At 64.7% G+C, this 18,566-nt stretch carries 16 protein-coding genes; 6 read left to right on the top strand and 10 right to left on the bottom strand.

From position 1 onward, the window contains the following. Positions 1-8: 8 nt before the first annotated feature. A complete protein-coding gene (locus tag KQ304_RS08855; RefSeq protein ID WP_311133899.1) occupies positions 9-992 on the bottom strand; it encodes a patatin family protein in 984 nt (327 codons plus the stop codon). 49 nt (positions 993-1,041) lie between these two features. Continuing rightward, positions 1,042-1,854, bottom strand: a complete 813-nt coding sequence (locus KQ304_RS08850) for a mechanosensitive ion channel family protein (protein ID WP_259736727.1) — start codon at positions 1,852-1,854, stop codon at positions 1,042-1,044. A gap of 344 nt (positions 1,855-2,198) precedes the next feature. Between KQ304_RS08850 and KQ304_RS08845 the strand changes: the two genes are divergently transcribed. After that, positions 2,199-2,573, top strand: coding sequence for a hypothetical protein (locus KQ304_RS08845; protein WP_259736726.1), 375 nt, complete (start codon positions 2,199-2,201; stop codon positions 2,571-2,573). A gap of 661 nt (positions 2,574-3,234) precedes the next feature. Here KQ304_RS08845 and KQ304_RS08840 read toward each other — a convergent pair. From KQ304_RS08840 to acpP, 6 genes are all read right to left on the bottom strand, one after another. Further along, positions 3,235-3,606 carry a GtrA family protein gene (locus KQ304_RS08840; protein ID WP_259736725.1) on the bottom strand — a complete coding sequence of 124 codons (372 nt, stop codon included), beginning with the start codon at positions 3,604-3,606 and terminating at the stop codon, positions 3,235-3,237. Next, a complete protein-coding gene (locus tag KQ304_RS08835) occupies positions 3,603-4,643 on the bottom strand; it encodes a glycosyltransferase family 2 protein (protein ID WP_259736724.1) in 1,041 nt (346 codons plus the stop codon). Before KQ304_RS08835 ends, KQ304_RS08840 begins: the two co-directional genes overlap by 4 nt. Positions 4,644-4,730: 87 nt before the next feature. After that, positions 4,731-5,831: a glycosyltransferase family 2 protein gene (locus KQ304_RS08830; RefSeq protein ID WP_259736723.1), complete on the bottom strand. Its 1,101-nt coding sequence runs from the start codon at positions 5,829-5,831 to the stop codon at positions 4,731-4,733. Positions 5,832-5,860: 29 nt separating this feature from the next. Beyond that, positions 5,861-7,873: a transketolase gene (gene tkt, locus KQ304_RS08825; RefSeq protein WP_259736722.1), complete on the bottom strand. Its 2,013-nt coding sequence runs from the start codon at positions 7,871-7,873 to the stop codon at positions 5,861-5,863. Between the two features lie 66 nt (positions 7,874-7,939). Beyond that, a complete protein-coding gene (gene fabF, locus KQ304_RS08820; RefSeq protein WP_259736721.1) occupies positions 7,940-9,187 on the bottom strand; it encodes a beta-ketoacyl-ACP synthase II in 1,248 nt (415 codons plus the stop codon). 8 nt (positions 9,188-9,195) lie between these two features. Next, positions 9,196-9,438 (bottom strand): acyl carrier protein, encoded by a 243-nt coding sequence (gene acpP, locus KQ304_RS08815; protein ID WP_006172464.1) that lies wholly within the window; start codon positions 9,436-9,438, stop codon positions 9,196-9,198. Positions 9,439-9,585: 147 nt separating this feature from the next. Here acpP and psaC point away from each other — a divergent pair, with 147 nt between their 5' ends. The 4 genes from psaC to KQ304_RS08795 all read left to right on the top strand — a co-directional run bounded on the left by psaC (position 9,586) and on the right by KQ304_RS08795 (position 14,291). Further along, entirely contained in the window at positions 9,586-9,831 is a 246-nt protein-coding gene (gene psaC / locus KQ304_RS08810; protein WP_259736720.1) for a photosystem I iron-sulfur center protein PsaC, read from the top strand. Between the two features lie 132 nt (positions 9,832-9,963). Then, a complete protein-coding gene (glmS, locus tag KQ304_RS08805; RefSeq protein WP_259736719.1) occupies positions 9,964-11,889 on the top strand; it encodes a glutamine--fructose-6-phosphate transaminase (isomerizing) in 1,926 nt (641 codons plus the stop codon). A gap of 29 nt (positions 11,890-11,918) precedes the next feature. After that, on the top strand, positions 11,919-13,181 hold the full coding sequence (locus KQ304_RS08800) for a hemolysin family protein (RefSeq protein WP_259736718.1): 1,263 nt from the start codon (positions 11,919-11,921) through the stop codon (positions 13,179-13,181). A gap of 102 nt (positions 13,182-13,283) precedes the next feature. Continuing rightward, positions 13,284-14,291, top strand: a complete 1,008-nt coding sequence (locus tag KQ304_RS08795) for a Gfo/Idh/MocA family protein (protein WP_259736717.1) — start codon at positions 13,284-13,286, stop codon at positions 14,289-14,291. On the opposite strand, the gene KQ304_RS08790 is transcribed toward KQ304_RS08795, so the two are convergent. Continuing rightward, entirely contained in the window at positions 14,252-17,578 is a 3,327-nt protein-coding gene (locus KQ304_RS08790) for a glycoside hydrolase family 15 protein (RefSeq protein WP_259736716.1), read from the bottom strand. The genes KQ304_RS08795 and KQ304_RS08790 overlap by 40 nt on opposite strands. Positions 17,579-17,672: 94 nt before the next feature. Between KQ304_RS08790 and KQ304_RS08785 the strand changes: the two genes are divergently transcribed. Continuing rightward, complete coding sequence (locus tag KQ304_RS08785; protein WP_259736715.1) at positions 17,673-18,404, top strand: WecB/TagA/CpsF family glycosyltransferase; 732 nt, start codon at positions 17,673-17,675, stop codon at positions 18,402-18,404. A gap of 3 nt (positions 18,405-18,407) precedes the next feature. Here the strand turns inward: KQ304_RS08785 and KQ304_RS08780 are convergent, their stop codons facing one another. Then, on the bottom strand, positions 18,408-18,560 hold the full coding sequence (locus tag KQ304_RS08780; RefSeq protein WP_006172455.1) for a photosystem II reaction center protein K: 153 nt from the start codon (positions 18,558-18,560) through the stop codon (positions 18,408-18,410). Positions 18,561-18,566 lie beyond the last annotated feature (6 nt).

The following is an 18,566-nucleotide window of genomic DNA, read 5'->3' as shown; positions in this document are numbered from 1 at the left end:
CTGGTCCATCAGAGCAGTTCCATCAGGGCCGGCATCTGTTGCTTCATGGCGGTGTAACCCTTGCGGATGATCGCATCAGCCTTGTGAAAATCGAAGATGGCAAAGTCGGCCAGCAGAGGCTGCACCAGCAGGTCGGGAGTGTGCTCCTCCAGGCGGCTGCGGGTCACCTGCTGCTCCATCACGTTGAGCGACAGGCCGATCACCTCGAAGATGTTCGGGCAGGGATCCTGATCAGGGAACCACCGATCCACCTTGTCCTGCAACGACTCCTGAAGATTGTCCTGCAGGTTCTCGTAGCGCTCTGCGAGGCTCTTCAGAAACGACTCCTTGCGCTGCTTTGAGGCCTCACTGCTGGCTCTGGGGTGAGGGCCACCCCCAGACTCTTCGGCCTCCTTTCTGTGCGTTGCTCCCTGCGCTTCGCCGCTCGGCTCCGCCTCAGAGCCGGTGCCGGGGCTGTTGAGATTCACCGCGATCACCACCTCGGCCCCCATGCTCCTGACCACATCCACCGGCACTGGATTGACGAGGCCGCCATCGGCCAGGACACGATCACCAGCGCAGAATGGTGTGAAGATGCCCGGCACTGAGATGCTGGCCCGGACTGCATCCACCATCAAACCTGAGCGGAGCTGCACTTCTTTGCCGTTGATCAGATCAGTGGTCACACAGCAGAAGGGGATGTCTGAATCTTCGATCCTCATCTCCTGCAGGCGCTCTGAGAGCAACGCATAGATCTTATTGCCATCGAGCAGGCCGCTGGTGGGGAAGACCATGTCGAAGTAGCTGAGCATGCCTTTCCAGCTCAATTCCCGGATGAAGTCCTCCAGGTCGTCGAGCTCATCGGCGCAGTGCATCGCTCCCACAAGGGCGCCGATGCTGGAGCCGGCGATCCCATCGATCCGGATCCCTTGCTCCTGCAGGGCACGGAGCACTCCGATGTGGGCCCATCCCCTGGCACCGCCGCTGCCCAGGGCCAGGCCGATGCTTGTCATGCCTTCCAGTTTCGCATGAATGATTTGGGCCACATTGGCCCTTGCAAGCCTACTGGGTTTTCCTGCTCACCTCAGAATTGCCATCGATGCTTCGCAGAGCCAACGTCTGCAGTGGCATGTCCACATCGGCCTTGCGCAGGGCCTCGAACAGCTGTTCGCGCAGCAGGTGGCGCATGGCGATGTGCTGCTTCTCATCAAAGATCCACACCTGGAGCTCCATACCGATGTTGTAATCATTCAGGGCTGTGACCACCACCCTGGCCGGCGGATCCTCGGCCAGCAGATCCGCATCGGGGCACTGGGAGAGGGCGATCGCGCGAACCCGAGCAAGGTTCTCCTCAACGCCCACGCTGAAGGGAATATCAAGGCGAAGATGGGGGAAATTCGTGTAAGAAGCCACAATTGAATTCACCACGATCGTATTGGGAACAGCAAGCATTCGCCCATCAGGTGTCACCACCCGGGTTGAGCGCATCGTGATCCGATCCACCCGGCCATAGTGCCCACCCACCTCGATCAGATCGCCGAGAACGAAAGGGCGATCCCAGAAGATGAACAGTCCTGAGATCATGTTGGAGAGGGCATCTTTGGCGGCAAAGCCAAGGCTCAAGCCGACAACACCGAGGCTGGTGAGAATGGAGGTGGTGTTGACTCCCACCCGCCCGAGGGCTGTGACGACCCCGATCGAGAGAATCACATACTTCAGGATCGTCAGCAGGAAATTACTGGCAGTCGGATCCAGCCCCGCCCGCTCGATCGCCAGTCCCACGGCACGCCGTGCCGTGCGCCACACCAGCCAGGACACCACAAGAATGGCGAGGGCCGCCAGCCCTTTGGGCAGCCAGTCGAGCAGTTCGGCCATTGGTCCCGCTCAACCCAGGGCAAGACTGAATTGTGGCATGGCCTTGCCTCACATTCCTGCAGGCATTAATATTCATTTTGGGAGCAGAATTTTTCTTGGTCAAGTCTTGTCCCACCCAACTCGATCCATCCCTGCCAACATAGAGAATCTGACCCCAATTTCTGAACTGCTGAACGGAGGCGTGGGTGTGATCTATGTCACAACCGCAAGCGTCTGCGAAGCCATGGCTGGCTATCCAGGTCTCGAAAAACGGCCAGCCATCAAGGGCAGGTCAGCAAGGTTCCGCCGAGCCGGAATTCAGCTCTAAGATCAGGTATGATTGAATACGATTTCTTGCTTTGAAGATGACCGGACCCGCTCGGAATGCCCTGATGGCGTCACTTTTGGCGATCCCCCTCGGGCTTGCAGCTTGCTCACCGGCTGCAAAGCAGATTTCCCTCAAGGGGTATGGGCCCTTGGAAATCCAGGCTGGTCAGCCATTTAACGTCCAACCAGATGGCCTCAGTGCCATCTGGGCAGACACCACGGACGCACCTAAATCTGCGGTGCCGGTGCTTGCAGGACAAAAACTGCCTGGATCAAGTGTCAATTCTGACGGCACCTTGGTTTCAGGGCTAGTCCCGCCTGAGCTCTATGCCAAGCCAGGTTCATACCCCCTTTATATTGTTGATGAAAAGACTGGCAAGAAGTCGAATGAAGTTATGCTGATTGTTAAGTAGCAACCAGTGGCGCACGCCCATCGCTTGCTTGCCCAGGCTTTCGCCTGAATGGTGACGTGGGTTGGTTGGTTCCTTTTGTCCTCGGCGCCATAGAGGCCGAGGTCTTTAGGCCGTCAACCAACTTACGATTCAATATGTTCTTCTATGCATGAAAAGCCGCTAGGCAGTCGCCTTTGGTGGCTTCATGCCTTGATAGTTTCATGGCTTTATGCTTTGAGGATTTCATGGAGAAATGATTCTCGATCTTCTCGAAAATCTGGTGAACAGCCTCTGAGCTGGATGGCTTTTTTTGAACAGCCGGTGCCCCTGTACTCATTAACCCAAGGTGGGCGGAACAGGTGCCCAACTGATTGTAGATCTCATTGAGGGTTTTGCCGCCCAGCCGTCGCTGTAGTAGGCCAGTACACCTCTTCATGCTGGAGCATTTGCCATAGCCGCTCAACCAGGATGTTGTCGTGACAGTGCCTCCGCCCTGATCGGCTGATCTGGATCTCCTCTGCCGGTGCGGTTGTTCCGGATTGGAGAGCGGTGGTGCTGGCTCTTCAGCAGTTCTACGAAGATGTTCCTGTGACCCCCTCAACAGCTGAGCGCTGAGGGCCTCACTTGATTTCTGTCTAAACCCGGTTGCCGTTCACTGTCTGAAACTGATGGTCAAAAACTGTTAGTTGGCAATGAAGAAGCTGCGCCCAGTGAATATCCAGAGCAGAATGTAGTTGGTTGCTGCGGGGAGGATCGGCAGGGCCGGGAGGGCTACGGCTGGAGCGATTTGCCCCAAGATGATCGCCAGGCTGCTGTTGACGATCAGCAGCACCGCTGCAGCTCTTTTGTTAAGCCGTTTTTCTCCGAGCCGGTCTTTGAATGTCAGCGCCTGTTGGCCAAAGAATGAACAGATGAATGCAATCAGGAAACCAGAGAGATTGGCAAGGCCGTTGCCGATGCCAAGGCTGATGAGTGCGACAAGAACAGTGGCATGGATCCCGGTGGCGACCAGGCCAACTGCACTGAATCTACCCAGCCGTGAGATGATATTCAAGTCTCAAAAATATCACGTACGATGAACCAAGGCCGCCGTTTAGACTCCATGTAGGTGCGTCCAAGGTACTCTCCCACAATTCCGATTCCGATCAGCTGGAGCCCGCCAAGAAGGGTGACAGCTGCGAACAGTGAGGCGTAGCCAGGAGTTTCAATTCCAAAGAGAATCGCCCGCACGACCGAAGTCATCCCAACGATAAAGGCTGCTATGGTCACGATAAAGCCAACATAGCTCCAGATTCTCAATGGTGCTGTTGAGAAACTGAAGATTCCGTCCAAGGCGTAGTTCCAGAGCTTCCATTGGTTCCATTTCCCTTCGCCAGCAGAGCGCATCTGCCTTTTGTAATAGACTTCTTTTTTCCGAAAACCTGCCCAGGCAAAGAAGCCTTTAGAGAACCGCACCCGTTCTTCGCAGGCCAGGATTGCAGTGACCACCTTTCGATCCAGAAGTCTGAAATCACTGGCGTTCAGCTGAATGTCAAGTTTGGAGAGTGCGAGAAAGATTCGATAAAAGGATTCGGCCGTGAAGCGTTTGATCCAATGATCATTGGAGCGATCGCTTCTGACTGCACTGACGATCTCATGGCCCTCGAGCCATGAGCTAATCATGTCTGGAATCACCTCAGGGGGATCTTGTAAGTCAGCATCAATAGTGATGCATGCATCACCTGAGCAATAGTGCAGGCCTGCCAGCAGTGCCGACTCCTTGCCGAAATTTCGAGAAAAACAGATGATCTTACCCGAGGCCCAATCTTGGCTTTGGATTAGGAGTTTCTTGGCGCTTTCAATCGTTTGATCCTTGCTGCCATCATCAATGATGATGATTTCAAATGACAGTTCTGATCTGGCCTTGAGGACGTATTGAGCCTGCTTGTGCAGTTCTTCAAACAGTGTCTCCAGGCATCCTTCCTCGTTGAAGCATGGAATGACAAGGGAAATCAATGGGCTTGGCTGACTGCTTTGGGGCGTGAATTGCTCGGCTGCAGCCGGACCCTTTCTGTCAGCAGATGTGCTCATGCTCTCCACAATGGCGTTCATGTCGCTGCTAATCCTTACGGTAATGCATGAGAGTGGGCCGCCCTGATGGCTCCATGGCGTTGAGCCGATCGCATTGGGGTGGGCTCGCTAAGGCGTGTTCCACACGAACCGCGAGGACGCTGCGTAGTTCCAGACGAACACCACCAGAATGCCCGCCAGTTGGGCCAGGACTGTGTTGCGGGACACCAGGTTGTAGAAGGTGGAGGCCACGCCCACATTGGCCAGCACCGGCAGGGAAGCCACCAGCAGGAACTTGAGCAGTCCTTTCAGCAGCGCTGGTCCCTGTTGGCGCTGAAAGCGGAAGGTGAGGGCGTTGTTGATCAGGTAGTTGGTGCTGGCGGCCATCACCACGGCCACCGGCAGCGCCTGCCTGAAGGCCAGCCCCGCCGCGGCCATCAAGGCCTGCACCACCAGCATCTGCACCGCCACCCCGCTCAGGCCCACCAGGGCAAAACTGATGGCGCGGCGGGGGATCGCGCGCAGCAGCAACGTGTGCAGGATCGAGACTCCCAGATCCCAGACGATGGCCAGATCCAGCTTTGAATCACCGGCCATCCGGGCCTGGAAGCGCAGGGGGATCTCACTGACCTGCAGCGATCCGCGGCTGATCGAGAGCAGCTCGTAGAGAAACTTGAATCCGTTCACATCCACCCGCCGCACATGGCGCAGCACAGCCTCTGGCCGCAGGGCAAAAAAGCCGCTCATGTAATCGGTGAGGCGGCGGTAGCCCGGCAGGCTGAAGCGGGCGATCGTGTTGGCCCAGGTGGAATTGCGCGTGCGCTCCGCACTCAGGCCGTGAATGGCGGCGTCAGGGTGGAAGCGGCTGCCCACCACCAGATCGCTGCCGCTGCTGAGCAGGGCTGCCACCGCTGCTTCCACCGCCGCCGGCTCGTGCTGGCCGTCGCAGTCCATCACCACGATCACATCACCTGTGGCATCGAGGATGCCCTCCTTGATGGCGCTGGCCAGGCCGGCGCGCCCCACCCGGCGGATCAGGCGCACGCCGGCCTGGCCGTGGGCCAGCTGCTTGACCAGATCAGCCGTGCCATCGGCCGAATCGTCGTCCACGAACAGCACTTCCAGGTCGAAGTGTTGCTTCAGCGGCAGCAGTTCCTCCAGGATCCTGGCGACGTTCTGCCGTTCGTTGTACGTCGGCAGAACGATGGACAGGCGCTCGGACGAGCCCATCGGGCCCCGGGCGAGAGAGGTGGTGGCGCTCAGAGCGCCTTGGCCTTGGCGACCACGTTCTCCACAGTGAAGCCGAACTTCTCCAGGCAGGTGGGGCCGGGGGCGGAGGCACCGAAGCGGTCGATCGACACGGTGTCACCGTCGAGGCCGACGTACTTGTGCCAGCCGAAGGAGCCGGAGGCTTCCACCACCAGGCGCTTGCGCACCGCAGCCGGCAGCACCGACTCGCGGTAGCCGGCGTCCTGCTCCTCGAACAGCTCCACGCAGGGCATCGACACCACCCGCACGTTGCGGCCTTCGCCGCGCAGCTGGACTGCCGCCTTCACACAGAGATCCAGTTCGGTGCCGGAGCCGATCAGAATCAGCTCGGGGCTGCCGTCGCTGTCGTCGAGGATGTAGCCGCCCTTGGCCACATGCTCGGGGGCCGAGTTGGGCTGGTTGACCATCGCCTGGCGGCTGAGGGCCAGCACCGTGGGCCGTTTGCGGTTGGTGACCGCCACCTGGTAAGCGCCGCTGGTTTCGTTGCCATCGCCGGGGCGGATCACCAGCAGGTTGGGGATCGAGCGCAGCGAGGCCAGGGTTTCCACCGGCTGGTGGGTTGGACCGTCTTCGCCGAGGCCGATCGAATCGTGGGTGAGCACGTAGATCACACCCAGCTCACTGAGGGCCGAGAGGCGCATGGCGCCCACCATGTAGCCGGCGAACACCAGGAAGGTGCCGCCGTAGGGGATCAGGCCGCTGTCGTGGTAAGCGATGCCGTTGAGAATCGCCGCCATCGCGTGCTCGCGCACACCGAAGTGCAGGTAGCGGTTGGCTTCGCTGCCCTTCTGGAAGCTCTGCTCACCCTTGATGTCGGTGAGGTTGGAGTGGGTGAGGTCGGCGGAGCCGCCGATCAGATCGGGCAGGTCGGCGCCGATGGCATTGAGCACGTTGTAGGAGTACTGGCGAGTGGCCAGGCCCTTGTCGGCGGCGGTGAAGCGGGGCAGTTTGCTGTCCCAGCCCTGGGGCAGTTCGCCGCGCTGCATGCGCTCGAATTCGGCGGCTTCGGCGGGGTACTGGCTGCGGTAGGCCACCAGGGTCTTGTCCCATTCGGCTTCCAGAGCGGCGCCGCGTTCGCGCGCCTGGCGCCACTGGCTGTAGGCCTCTTCGGGCACCTCGAAGGGTCCGTAGCTCCAACCCAGCGACTGGCGGGTGAGCTCGGCTTCCTCAGCCCCGAGGGCCGCGCCGTGCACTCCGGCGGTGTCGGCCTTGTTGGGGGAGCCGTAGCCGATCGTGGTGGTCACCTTGATCAGGCTGGGCTTGTCGGTGACGGCCTTGGCCGCTGCGATCGCCTTGCTGATCGCTTCGATGTCGGTGTTGCCCTCGGCCACATGCTGCACGTGCCAGCCGTAGGCCTCGTAGCGCTTGAGCACATCCTCGGTGAACGACACCTTGGTGTTGCCGTCGATCGTGATGTGGTTGTCGTCGTAGAGGGCGATCAGCTTGCCCAGGCCCAGGTGGCCGGCGAGAGAGGCGGCTTCACCGGAGATGCCCTCCTGGTGGCAGCCGTCGCCCATGATCACATAGGTGTGGTGATCGACCAGCGGGGCGCCCGTGCGGTTGAACTTCGCGGCCAGGTGGGCCTCGGCGATCGCCAGACCGACGGCGTTGGAGATGCCCTGACCGAGGGGGCCGGTGGTGACCTCAACCCCGGGGGTTTCGAAGGTTTCGGGGTGGCCGGGAGTCTTGGAGCCCCACTGGCGGAACTGCTTGATGTCCTCGATCGAGACGCTGTCGTAACCGCTCAGGTGCAGCAGCGCATAGAGCAGCATGCAGCCGTGGCCGGCCGAGAGCACGAAGCGGTCGCGGTTGAACCACTTGGGGTTGGCCGGGTTGTGGCGCAGGTGGTTGTTCCAGAGCGCGTAGGCCATCGGCGCCGCGCCCATCGGCAGGCCTGGGTGCCCCGAGTTGGACTTGTTGATCGCGTCGATCGCCAGGAAGCGAATGCTGTTGACGCAGAGGTTGTCGACGGACAGGGAGTCCACTGTGGGGGCGGCGACCATGGTTGGGGGAAGGAGTGGTGGGGAGTGGGGCGTTCCGGGCGGCGGATGGCTGGCGGGGCCAGGCCTTCAGCGCATCCGACGGAAGGCGAGGCAGACGTTGTGGCCGCCAAATCCGAACGAATTGGAGAGCACGACGTTCAGCTTCTGTTCCCGCGCCTGATTGGGCACGACATCCAGATCACAGGCCGGATCTGGATTTTGGTAATTGATCGTAGGTGGTACGAGGTTGTGGCCTATCGCCAGCACCGCGGCCACCGCCTCGATGCCGCCGCTGCCGCCCAGCAGGTGGCCGGTCATTGACTTGGTCGAACTGACGGGGATGCGATAGGCGTGCTCGCCGAGGGCCGCCTTGATCGCCGCAGTCTCGTTGCTGTCGTTGGCCTGGGTGCTGGTGCCGTGGGCATTGACGTAGTCCACCTGCTCCGGCTCCAGCCGTGCATCGGCCATGGCCAGCCGCATCGCTTCGGCGCCACCGAGACCCCCCGGCGTTGGCGAGGTGATGTGATGGGCGTCGCAGGTCATGCCGTAACCCACCACCTCGGCGAGGATCTCCACTCCCCGGGCGCGGGCGTTCTCCAGGCTTTCGAGCACCAGGATCCCGGAGCCCTCGCCGATCACGAAGCCGTTGCGCTCGGCGTCGAAGGGGCGGCTGGCGGTGGCGGGGTCGTCGTTGCGGAAGGAGAGCGCCTTGGCACTGGCGAAGCCGGCCACCCCCAGGGGCGTGATTGCCGATTCGGCTCCGCCGCACACCATCGCGTCGGCCAGGCCCAGCTGAATCAGACGGAAGGCATCGCCGATGGCGTTGGAACCAGCCGCACAGGCCGTGGAGACAGCGCTGCTGGGACCCTTGGCCCCCAGCGCGATCGCGGTGAGCCCAGCCGCCATGTTCGGAATCATCATCGGCACGCAGAACGGGCTGACCCGGTCAGGTCCCCGGTCGGCGAGCACGTGGGCCTGGGTCTCCATCATCAGCAGGCCGCCGACGCCGGAGCCGATCGCCACACCGATGCGGTGCTGGGTGCTCTCGTCGATCACCAGCTGCGCCTGCTCCACCGCCTGCTTGGAGGCCACCACGCCGAACTGGCAGAAGCGGTCCCAGCGCTTGGTCTCCTTGCGATCCAGCACACCACTGGGATCGAAGTTCTTCACCTCGGCCGCGAAACGACAGGCATGCCGTGAGGCATTAAACAGGGTGATCGCTGCCACCCCATTGGAGCCGAGCCGCAAGCCGTCCCAGTACTGGGAGACGTTGTTGCCGATCGGTGTGACCGCGCCGAGGCCCGTGACCACGACACGGCGGAGACCCTCCACCATCGACACCCTCAGGCCTGCTTATCCAGGATGTACTTGACGGCGTCACCGACGGTGGTGATGCCCTCGGCCGACTCGTCGGGAATCTCGATGTCGAAGGCCTCTTCCAGGGCCATGACCAGTTCCACCGTGTCGAGCGAGTCGGCGCCCAGATCATTCTGGAAATTCGACTCTGGCTTCACTTCAGCGGCATCGACGCTGAGCTGCTCGGCAACGATCGAACGGACTTTCTCGAAGATCGCTTCCTGTGACATGGCCGATGTGTGGGAGGCCGCATCCTACGGGTCGCCCTGAACGCCCCCTGGCCCGTATGAAAAAGGATGACGGCCTGGGGCCCCTGACCCTGGGCTCCCGAACAGGTTGAGTACTTTGACCGGACGCCGTTCGCTCTCTGGCCGGGCATGTCCCATTCCGTCAAGATCTACGACACCTGCATCGGCTGCACCCAGTGCGTCCGTGCCTGTCCTCTCGACGTTCTCGAGATGGTTCCCTGGGATGGCTGCAAAGCTGGCCAGATCGCTTCATCACCTCGCACCGAAGACTGCATCGGTTGCAAGCGCTGCGAAACCGCTTGTCCCACCGACTTCCTCAGCATCCGCGTCTACCTCGGAGATGAAACCAGCCGGAGCATGGGCCTGGCCTACTGAGGCCCTCACCCGCTCTGTGCACCTCAGCCCGGCTTGGCCGGGCTTTTTCATGTCTGCAGGCCGCTCTGCCCTGGTGGGCTGGGCGCGCGGGTGGTGATCCTTTAGAAACAGCCCAAGTCCGGCCCACCAGCCATGTGCGGCATCGTTGCGGTCATCGGCTCCCGTGAGGCGGCCCCCCTGCTGCTGGAAGGCCTGCGCCAACTCGAATACCGCGGCTACGACTCTGCCGGCATCGCCACGGTCGAAGCGCCCGAGCCGGGCAATGGCTCCCCAGCCGGGCGGCTCACCCTGCTGCGGGCTGAGGGCAAGCTCGTCAACCTCACCGCCCGCTACGAAGCCCAGGGGGCCCTCGGCCATTGCGGCATCGGCCACACCCGCTGGGCCACCCACGGCAAGCCGGAGGAGCGCAACGCCCACCCCCATCTCGATGGCAGCGGCAGCCTGGCCGTGGTTCAGAACGGCATCATCGAGAACCACCGCCTGCTCAGGGAGTCGCTGCAGGCCGAGGGGGTTCACTTCCTCTCCGACACCGACACCGAGGTGATTCCCCACCTGGTGGCCCGGACGCTGGCTGGGCTGCAGCGCCCGGGGCGCCAGCCCTCACCCCAGCTGCTGCTCGAAGCCGTGCAGCAGGTGCTGCCCCAGCTGCACGGGGCCTATGCCCTGGCGGTGGTCTGGGCCGCTGCGCCCGGAGCGGTGGTGGTGGCCCGCCGTCAGGCGCCGCTGGTGATCGGTCTGGGGGAGGGGGAATTCCTCTGTGCCAGCGACACGCCCGCCCTGGCGGGGTTCACCCGCACCATCCTTCCGCTCGAAGACGGTGAAACGGCCCTGCTCACGCCGCTGGGCATTGAGCTCTACGGTCCAACGGCGGAGCGGGTGACGCGCGCCCCCAGCCTGCTGAAGGGCACTGAGCACGTGGCGGACAAGCGCAGCTTCCGCCACTTCATGCACAAGGAGATCCACGAGCAGCCCGAAACAGCGGCGCTGTGGGTGGCCCGCCATCTGCCCAGCGAATCGCTGGGGGTGCCCGGTACTCCGTCGCTGGTGGCCCTGCCGCTGCCGGATCAGCTCTTCGACGGGGTGGAGCGGATCCAGATCCTGGCCTGCGGCACCAGCCGCCATGCCGCCCAGGTGGGGGCCTACCTGCTGGAGCAACTGGCGGGACTGCCCACCGCGGTGCACTACGCCAGCGAATTCCGCTACGCGCCGCCGCCGCTGGTGCCCCACACCCTCACCATCGGCGTCACCCAGTCGGGGGAAACCGCCGACACCCTGGCGGCGCTGCAGATGGAGCAGAAGCGCCGGGACCTGATCGCCGATCCGGCCTTCGCCCCCAGGCTGCTGGGCATCACCAACCGGCCCGAGAGCTCCCTGGGCCGCCTGGTGCCCCACCTGCTCGACATCGGCGCCGGCATTGAGGTGGGTGTGGCCGCCACCAAGACCTTCCTCGGCCAGCTGCTGGCCTTCTACGGCCTCGCCCTCTCCTTCGCCGAACGCCGCTCCAGCCGCTCCCCGGCTCAGCTGCTCGAGCTGGTGAACGGTCTGCGGGCCCTGCCCGCCCAGCTGCAGACCCTGCTGGAGGAACAGGATCTGCTCTGCGCCGAGCTGGCCCACCAGTTCGCCGACACCCAGGATGTGATCTTCCTGGGCCGTGGCATCAACTTCCCGATCGCCCTCGAAGGGGCCCTGAAGCTCAAGGAGATCAGCTACATCCACGCTGAGGGCTACCCGGCGGGTGAGATGAAGCACGGCCCCATCGCCCTGCTGGATGCGCGGGTGCCGGTGGTGTCGATCGCGGTGCCCGGCAGTGTTTTCGACAAGGTGCTCTCCAACGCCCAGGAGGCCAAGGCCCGCGATGCCCGACTGATCGGCGTGGCCCCGCGCACCCCCGACACCGAGATCTTCGATGTGCTGCTGCCGGTGCCGGAGGTGGATGAGCTGCTCAGCCCCCTGCTGACCGTGATTCCGATGCAACTTCTCTCGTATCACATCGCCGCCCACCGCGGTCTCGATGTGGATCAACCCCGCAATCTGGCCAAGAGCGTCACCGTGGAGTGAACCTCAACCTGCTCGCTGCTCTCCTCTCCATGCGCCTGCTCGTTCTGCTGCTGGCACTGCTGGCACTGCTGGCCTTCTTCGCCGCCAGTGAGTTCGCCCTGATTCATCTGCGCCCCAGCCGCGTCAAGGTGCTCGCCGCCGATGGCCACAGCGGCGCCCTCTCGGTGGAGCGGCTGCAGCAGCGTCTGCGCCGGGTGCTGGTCGCCACCCAGCTGGGGGCGGCCCTGGCGATGGTGGCCCTCGGCTGGGCCGGCCGTGGTCTGGCGGTGCGGCTTGACCCCGGGGGCGAACGCCTCTGGCTGGATGTGGCGGTGTTTCTGGGCCTGGTGGGGCTGGCCACCGTGATCGGCGGCGTGGCCCCCAAGGCCTGGGTGATGCACCGGCCGGAGAGCTCGGCGCTGCAACTGGCGCCGTTGCTGGAGTGGGTGATCCGCACGCTCTGGCCCCTGCTGATCCTGGTGGAGCGGTTCGCCAATGGTCTGCTGCGCCTGCTGGGTCTGCCGCGCAACTGGGATGAGCTGGTGCCCGCCCTCTCCGCCGGCGAACTGGAAACCCTGATCGAATCCAACAGTGTCACCGGTCTGCTGCCGGATGAGCGCAGCATTCTCGAAGGGGTGTTCTCCCTGCGCGACACCCAGGTGCGCGAGGTGATGGTGCCCCGCTCCGGCATGGTCACCCTGCCCCTGGAGGTCACCTTCGCCGAGATGATGGAGGCGGTGCACGCCACTGCCCACGCCCGTTTCCCCGTCATCGCCCAGTCGCTTGATGACGTGCGCGGCGTGCTCGACCTGCGTCGCCTGGCCGAACCGATCGCCCAGGGGCTGCTGCAGGGCGACACGCTTCTGGCTCCCTACATCACTCCGGTGGCACGGGTGCAGGAAACGGTGCCTCTGGCGGTGCTGCTGCCGCTGATCCGCAGCGGTCAGCCCCTGCTGGTGGTGGTGGATGAACACGGCGGCACCGAGGGCCTGGTGACGGTGGCCGACCTCACCAGCGAGATCGTCGGCGATGAGGACGATCTGATCATGATCCGCCAGAACCTGCAACGGCTTCAGGACGACACCTGGCTGGTGGCGGGCGATCTGGAGATCTTCGAGCTCAACCGCCAGCTGGACCTCTCCCTGCCGGAGGCCGATGGCCACCACACCCTGGCTGGTTTCATGCTGGAGCGGCTGCAGCACATCCCGGCTCCGGGCGAGTGCCTGCGCTGGAAGGGGCACCAGTTCGAGATCAGTGCCATGGACGGCCCCCGCATCGAGCGGGTTCAGATCACCCGCCGCCCCTCCGACTGAGGCAACGCCTCGGCAGCGCTGACGCAACAGGAGCGGATGATCATTGATAATGCCTGCACTGGAGCGCTGGGAGATCACGTTGGCGGGTGTGCTGGTGCGGCGATGAGCAGCGATCCCATCACCCCGGTCAAGGTGGGGGTCATCGGCATCGGCAACATGGGATGGCACCACGCCAGGGTCCTGAGCCTGCTGCGGGATGCCGAGCTGGTGGGGGTGGCGGATCCCGATCAACGCCGCGGTCAGCTGGCCATTGAGCAGTTCGGCTGCCGCTGGTTCGAGAACTTCGACGACCTGCTGCCTGAGGTCGAGGCGGTCTGCATCGCCGTGCCCACCCTGCTGCACCACCGGGTGGGCATGGCCTGCCTCCAGGCTGGTCTGCACGTGCTGATCGAGAAGCCGATCGCCGCCAGCCAGGAGGAGGCCAGCGCCCTGATCGGCGCGGCGGAACTGGCGGGGCGCCAGCTTCAGGTGGGCCATATCGAACGCTTCAACCCCGCCTTCCGTGAACTGCTCAAGGTGGTGGCCAACGAGGAGGTGGTGGTGCTGGAGGCACGGCGCCACAGCCCCCATGCCGATCGCGCCAACGATGTTTCCGTGGTGCTGGATCTGATGATCCACGACATCGATCTGGTGCTCGAGCTGGCCGGCTCCCAGGTGGTGCGGCTGGCGGCGGCGGGCGGGCGCAGTTCCGAGGGCCCGATCGACTACGTCAATGCCACCCTCGGCTTCAGCAACGGGGTGGTGGCCAGTCTCACGGCCAGCAAGATGGCCCACCGCAAGATCCGCAGCCTCAGCGCCCATTGCCGCGCCAGCCTGGTGGAAACCGATTTCCTCAATCGCCGGCTGCACATCCACCGCCGCGCCCATGAGTGGGTCTCCGCCGACCACGGCGAGCTGCTGTATCGCAACGACGGCTTCATCGAGGAAGTGAGTACCACCTCGATCGAGCCGCTCTACGCCGAGCTGGAACATTTCCTGCTCTGTCTGCGCGGCCGGGAGGTGCCGGCCGTGGATGGCCAGCAGGCCTCCAGGGCGCTGATGCTGGCCAACTTGATCGAGCTGGCGGTGGATCAGCCCTCGCTCTGCATGGCCCTTGACGCACCGATCTGAGCGTCAGCAGCAGCGGCCCCGTCCACGACTTCGGTGAGGTCGCGCAGGGCAAGGATCTGCCAGCGGCGGCAGCGGGCCGGTGACGAGGCGTAGAAGAGATCCCAGGCCGCTGATTTCTGCTGGGAGTAATCCTTCCCAGCCAGCTCCGGATGGGTCTGCTGCCAGCCCACCCGCACCGCGTGGCCGATCACCACATCAAGGGCCAGGTAGTCGTCGAAACGCACCTGGGTGTTGGCACCCACGAACACCACCAGCGAGAGCAGCGTCTCGGTGCAGAGCTGCCGGTATTCCGGTGCCTCGATCTTGTTGAGCAGGTGCTCCACCAGGGCGGCGAAATTGCGCTCACCAGGGGTCTTCTCCGAGAGCAGGGGCTCGCTCACCAGGCGGTTGCGCCGCTCCAGCTTGTCGCCGATCACCAGGCCGCGGCAGTGGTGGAGCAGATCCCAGATGCCGGCGTAGAAATCGCGCGGGACCCGCTGCAGGGCCCCCAGGCGCTGGCGGTGCTGCATCCAGCCGCAGCCACTGCCCAGCGGCAGGTCGTCGAGGGGATCGGGCACCTCCCAGAGCACCCGCCCGCTCAGATGAAGCTGTTCCTTGCGACGCAGGGCCTCGCGGGCATGCTCCACATCCGCCAATACCGTGCGCAGTCGCCGGCGGATGGCGTGGGGCGGCAGATCGCAGAGCGCTTCGAAGGCGTCGTCGGCGGTGAGATCCCGCTCGGCCGCCAGCTCGCCGGTGAGCAGCAGCAGCAGCTGCCCCAGCTGGATCGTCAGGCTGCCGCTGAGCAATTCCGGCTCCGAGCGGCCCAGGCCGTCGAGGGCCAGCAGCAGTTCCTGCTGCAGCATCCACTCGCGGCCGTCGTCACCGCTGAAGCGGCGGATCATGGCCCCGATCATGGCGCTGCCCTGGGGCTGGCTGATCAAGGAGTCATGGGTGTAATTGCGACCCACCACCACCTGCTTCTGACGCACCAGGATGTCGGTGAGCGCATCCTCCAGCTGGGGATGCACCAGCTGCATCAGGCCGGCGCAGCGCCGCACCACGTTCCAGTCGCCCTCCGCCAGGCCCCGCCGGTAGATCTCCTCCACCAGCGCCTGCAGCTTCAGCGGCCCGGCGCTGGCTGGGCCCTGCAGGATCGCGCTCTGTCCCAGGCGCTGCACCAGCTGCTCCAGCACCTCCGCCTGCTCCGGCAGCGAGGTGCTGCGCCAGAGCAGATCCGTCAGGCCGGGGATGGCGATGTCCTCCAGTTCCTGCTCCTGCTGGATCGTCAGTGGCTGCTGGCTGGTGCTGCTGCGCAGCACCGGAGCCGCCGGCTGGCTGCGCCGGGCCGGCGGCTGCTCCAGGAGGGGTGGCAGCTCCTCCCAGCAGACCTGATCGATCAATCCCTCCAGACGGTCGAGCTGCACCGGCACCCCCTCCACCAGGCCGCTGCGCAGGGAGTCCCCCAGGCGGATCAGGGCGTCGGGATCGCGCTGGAAGGGGCCGGCGGCCAGGGGGATCAACAGCAGGGGCAGGCCATCGCCGCGCCACTGCCGCTGCAGCAGCCGCAGCTCACCGCTCACGGTGTCCGCCAGCTGTTCGGGGTCGTCCGCCAGATAAAAGGTGCCCTCCTCCAGCACCGAGGGCAGGAAGGCCATGATTTCGCCGCCGCCCCTGCCTCCGCCGCCACCGCCATTACCGGCGGGGCTGCGGTAGAGCAGCGCCGTGGCCATGGTTTCCATCCGCACCGGTGGATAGCCGCTGAGGCCGAGCTTGCTGTTGGCGCCCACCGAGGCCATGCGTCGGCCCAGCTCCCTGGAGCTGGCCACCCGCACCGAACCATGGGAGTGGGTCACCGGCAGGCCGGCCTGCTCCAGCGCCGCGGCGATGGCCTCGTTCTCAGGCACCAGGGCCACCAGCACCCGCTCGGCCCCCAGGGGCGCCGGCAGGCGCCGATGGCTGGGATCGATGTCCTCCGGTGTCAGCAGGCCGTGGAGCAGCAGGTCCCCCAGCCAGGTGAGGCTCTGGGTCCAGAGCAGCGGCACATTCTCATTGGCGATGCGCTCCTGGGTGCCGGGGTGGAGCCGCTCCGCCTCGATCGCCTCGGCCGGCACCAGGTAGAGCTCGGGCAGCTCGGGCACGCCATCCACGTCCACGCTCACCGCCTCCAGCCGCCGTCGCCAGTGCCAGGCCTCACCCCAGCGCTCCTCGCAACAGGCCGTGACCAGCTCGTAGGCGAAGAACAGGGGCCATTCGCACTCGATGCCCTCGAACTGGGCCAGTTCCTCCGGCTGGTAGTGCAACCGTTCGTGGTCTTCCACCAGGGTCTGGTGGCCGTCGCGGCGAAAGCGTTTGTAGCCGTAGGCGCCACCGAGGTCGCGACGGATCTTGCTGCGGGTGCGCTCCACCAGCTCCGGGTCTTCGACCGCCCAGGCGGGGTAGCCGATCACCGAGAGGCAGGCGCTGTCCACCTCCTTGCTGGCTGATTCCCGCGGCAAGAGGGCCTGCAGGGCCCGACGCAGCCGCACGATCGCCGGATGGGGGATGTGCAGGCAGCAGCTGCCATCGCCGTGGGGGCCGTAGAGGTCGAGGCCTTCGAGGGCCTCCAGGGCCGCCTTGACCAGGCCGATCGAGCTGGCGTTGCGCTCCGGCTCGCCGTGGTTGCCCTTGTCACCCCGCTCCCAGATCCCGTAATCGGCGATCCGATAGGCCCGCGCCACGTAATACACCAGATTCTGCAGGAAATCCCGCTCGTGGCTGCTCTGCACCACCACCAGCCCGGCCCGGGTCAGCTGGGCCAGCTGCAGCAGATAAAGGGCCGTGGCATCGAGCTGCAGATGCCCCCAGCCGTCGTCGGACACCACCGGATGGCCCGTGCCGGTGTCGAACTTGGCGTGGATGGCATCGAGCCGGTCGAGGCTGCGCTTGAAGCGCTCCACCTTCGCCGACTGACGCAGCATGGCGGTGAGCAGTCCGCGCATCAGCTGCAGCACCCGCTGGTTCAGCTCATGGCTGCGGGTGCAGGGGCCATGGAGGCGGCGGTGGGCCTGGGCCAGCCCCCAGACGCACTGGATCGAGTAGACGCAGTCGCGCACCCAGGCATCGCCGTAATTGCCGTGCACGGTGTTGGCGGTGCTGGCGGGCAGCAGGCCCGTGATGGGGTGCTGGCGCGCCAGCACCACCCGCTCGATCTGATTGTCGAGGTGGCGCAACAGCTCGCGGGCGTCCTCATCGCTGAGCTGGCGCGGACCCAGCTGCTCCTGCAGGGGCGGCTCCAGGCGTCCTTCACTGGTCCACTCGCTCGTCATGGTCGGTTTGGCAGCGAGATTGATGGAGGGATCTGCGTCGCAGATGGGTACTCTGCCTGGATTCTCCCCTGCGGTTCGAGAGGACCTGGCCGTGATGGTGACGGAAACTCAGGTTCCCGCCGGCCTGCGCTCGAAGGTGCTGGGGCTGCCGATCGATGTCTGCGCTGATGTGACCGAGGCCGCCCTGGGGCTGCACGGCCGCGGCGGTGGTCAGATCGTCACCCTCAATGCCGAGATGACGATGGCGGCCCTCGAGGATCCGGCCCTCGGGGATGTGATTCGCGCCGCCGAGCTGGTGATCCCCGATGGGGCCGGGGTGGTCTGGGCCCTGGGGCGGCAGGGGCACCGGGTGCGGCGCAGCCCGGGCATCGAGCTGGCCGATCGGCTGCTGGTGGAGGCTGCCGAGCGCGGCTGGCGGGTGGCTTTGGTGGGGGCGTCTCCTGAGGTGATGGAGCGCCTGAAGGAGCGGCTGCTGCTGCGTCTGCCGGGGCTGGTTCTCATCGCCACGGTGCACGGCTATCAGCCCGCTGAAGCCTGGCCTGGGCTGGAGACCAGCCTGCAGGCCAGCCAGCCGGATCTGGTGCTGGCGGCCCTGGGGGTTCCCCGCCAGGAGATCTGGATCCAGCGCCTGCATCGGGGCCAGCCCGGCCTCTGGATGGGGGTGGGCGGCAGCTTCGACGTCTGGGCAGGCATTAAAAAAAGGGCCCCCAGCTGGATGGGGGCCCTGCAGATCGAATGGTTGTACCGGCTGATCCAGGAACCGAGCCGCTGGCGGCGGATGCTGGCCCTGCCGGCGTTCGCCTGGGCGGTGCTGCGGGGTGGCTGAAGGTCAGCGGAAGCCGACGGAGGCCTGCCAGACAAAGGCCAGCAGCAGGAAGAACAGGGGGATGATCGGCAGGATGTCGACCAGGGGACCAAAGGCCTGGTAGGCCTCGGGAAGCTGGGCCAGGGTGGTGGCGGTGATCAGTGTGGAGAAGACCATCCCTGA

This window comes from Synechococcus sp. CS-1329 (assembly GCF_025128055.1).
Classification (GTDB): Bacteria; Cyanobacteriota; Cyanobacteriia; order PCC-6307; family Cyanobiaceae; genus Regnicoccus_A.
The sequence above is the reverse complement of the archived record's forward strand: the minus strand, read 5'-3'. Positions and strand labels throughout refer to the sequence as shown.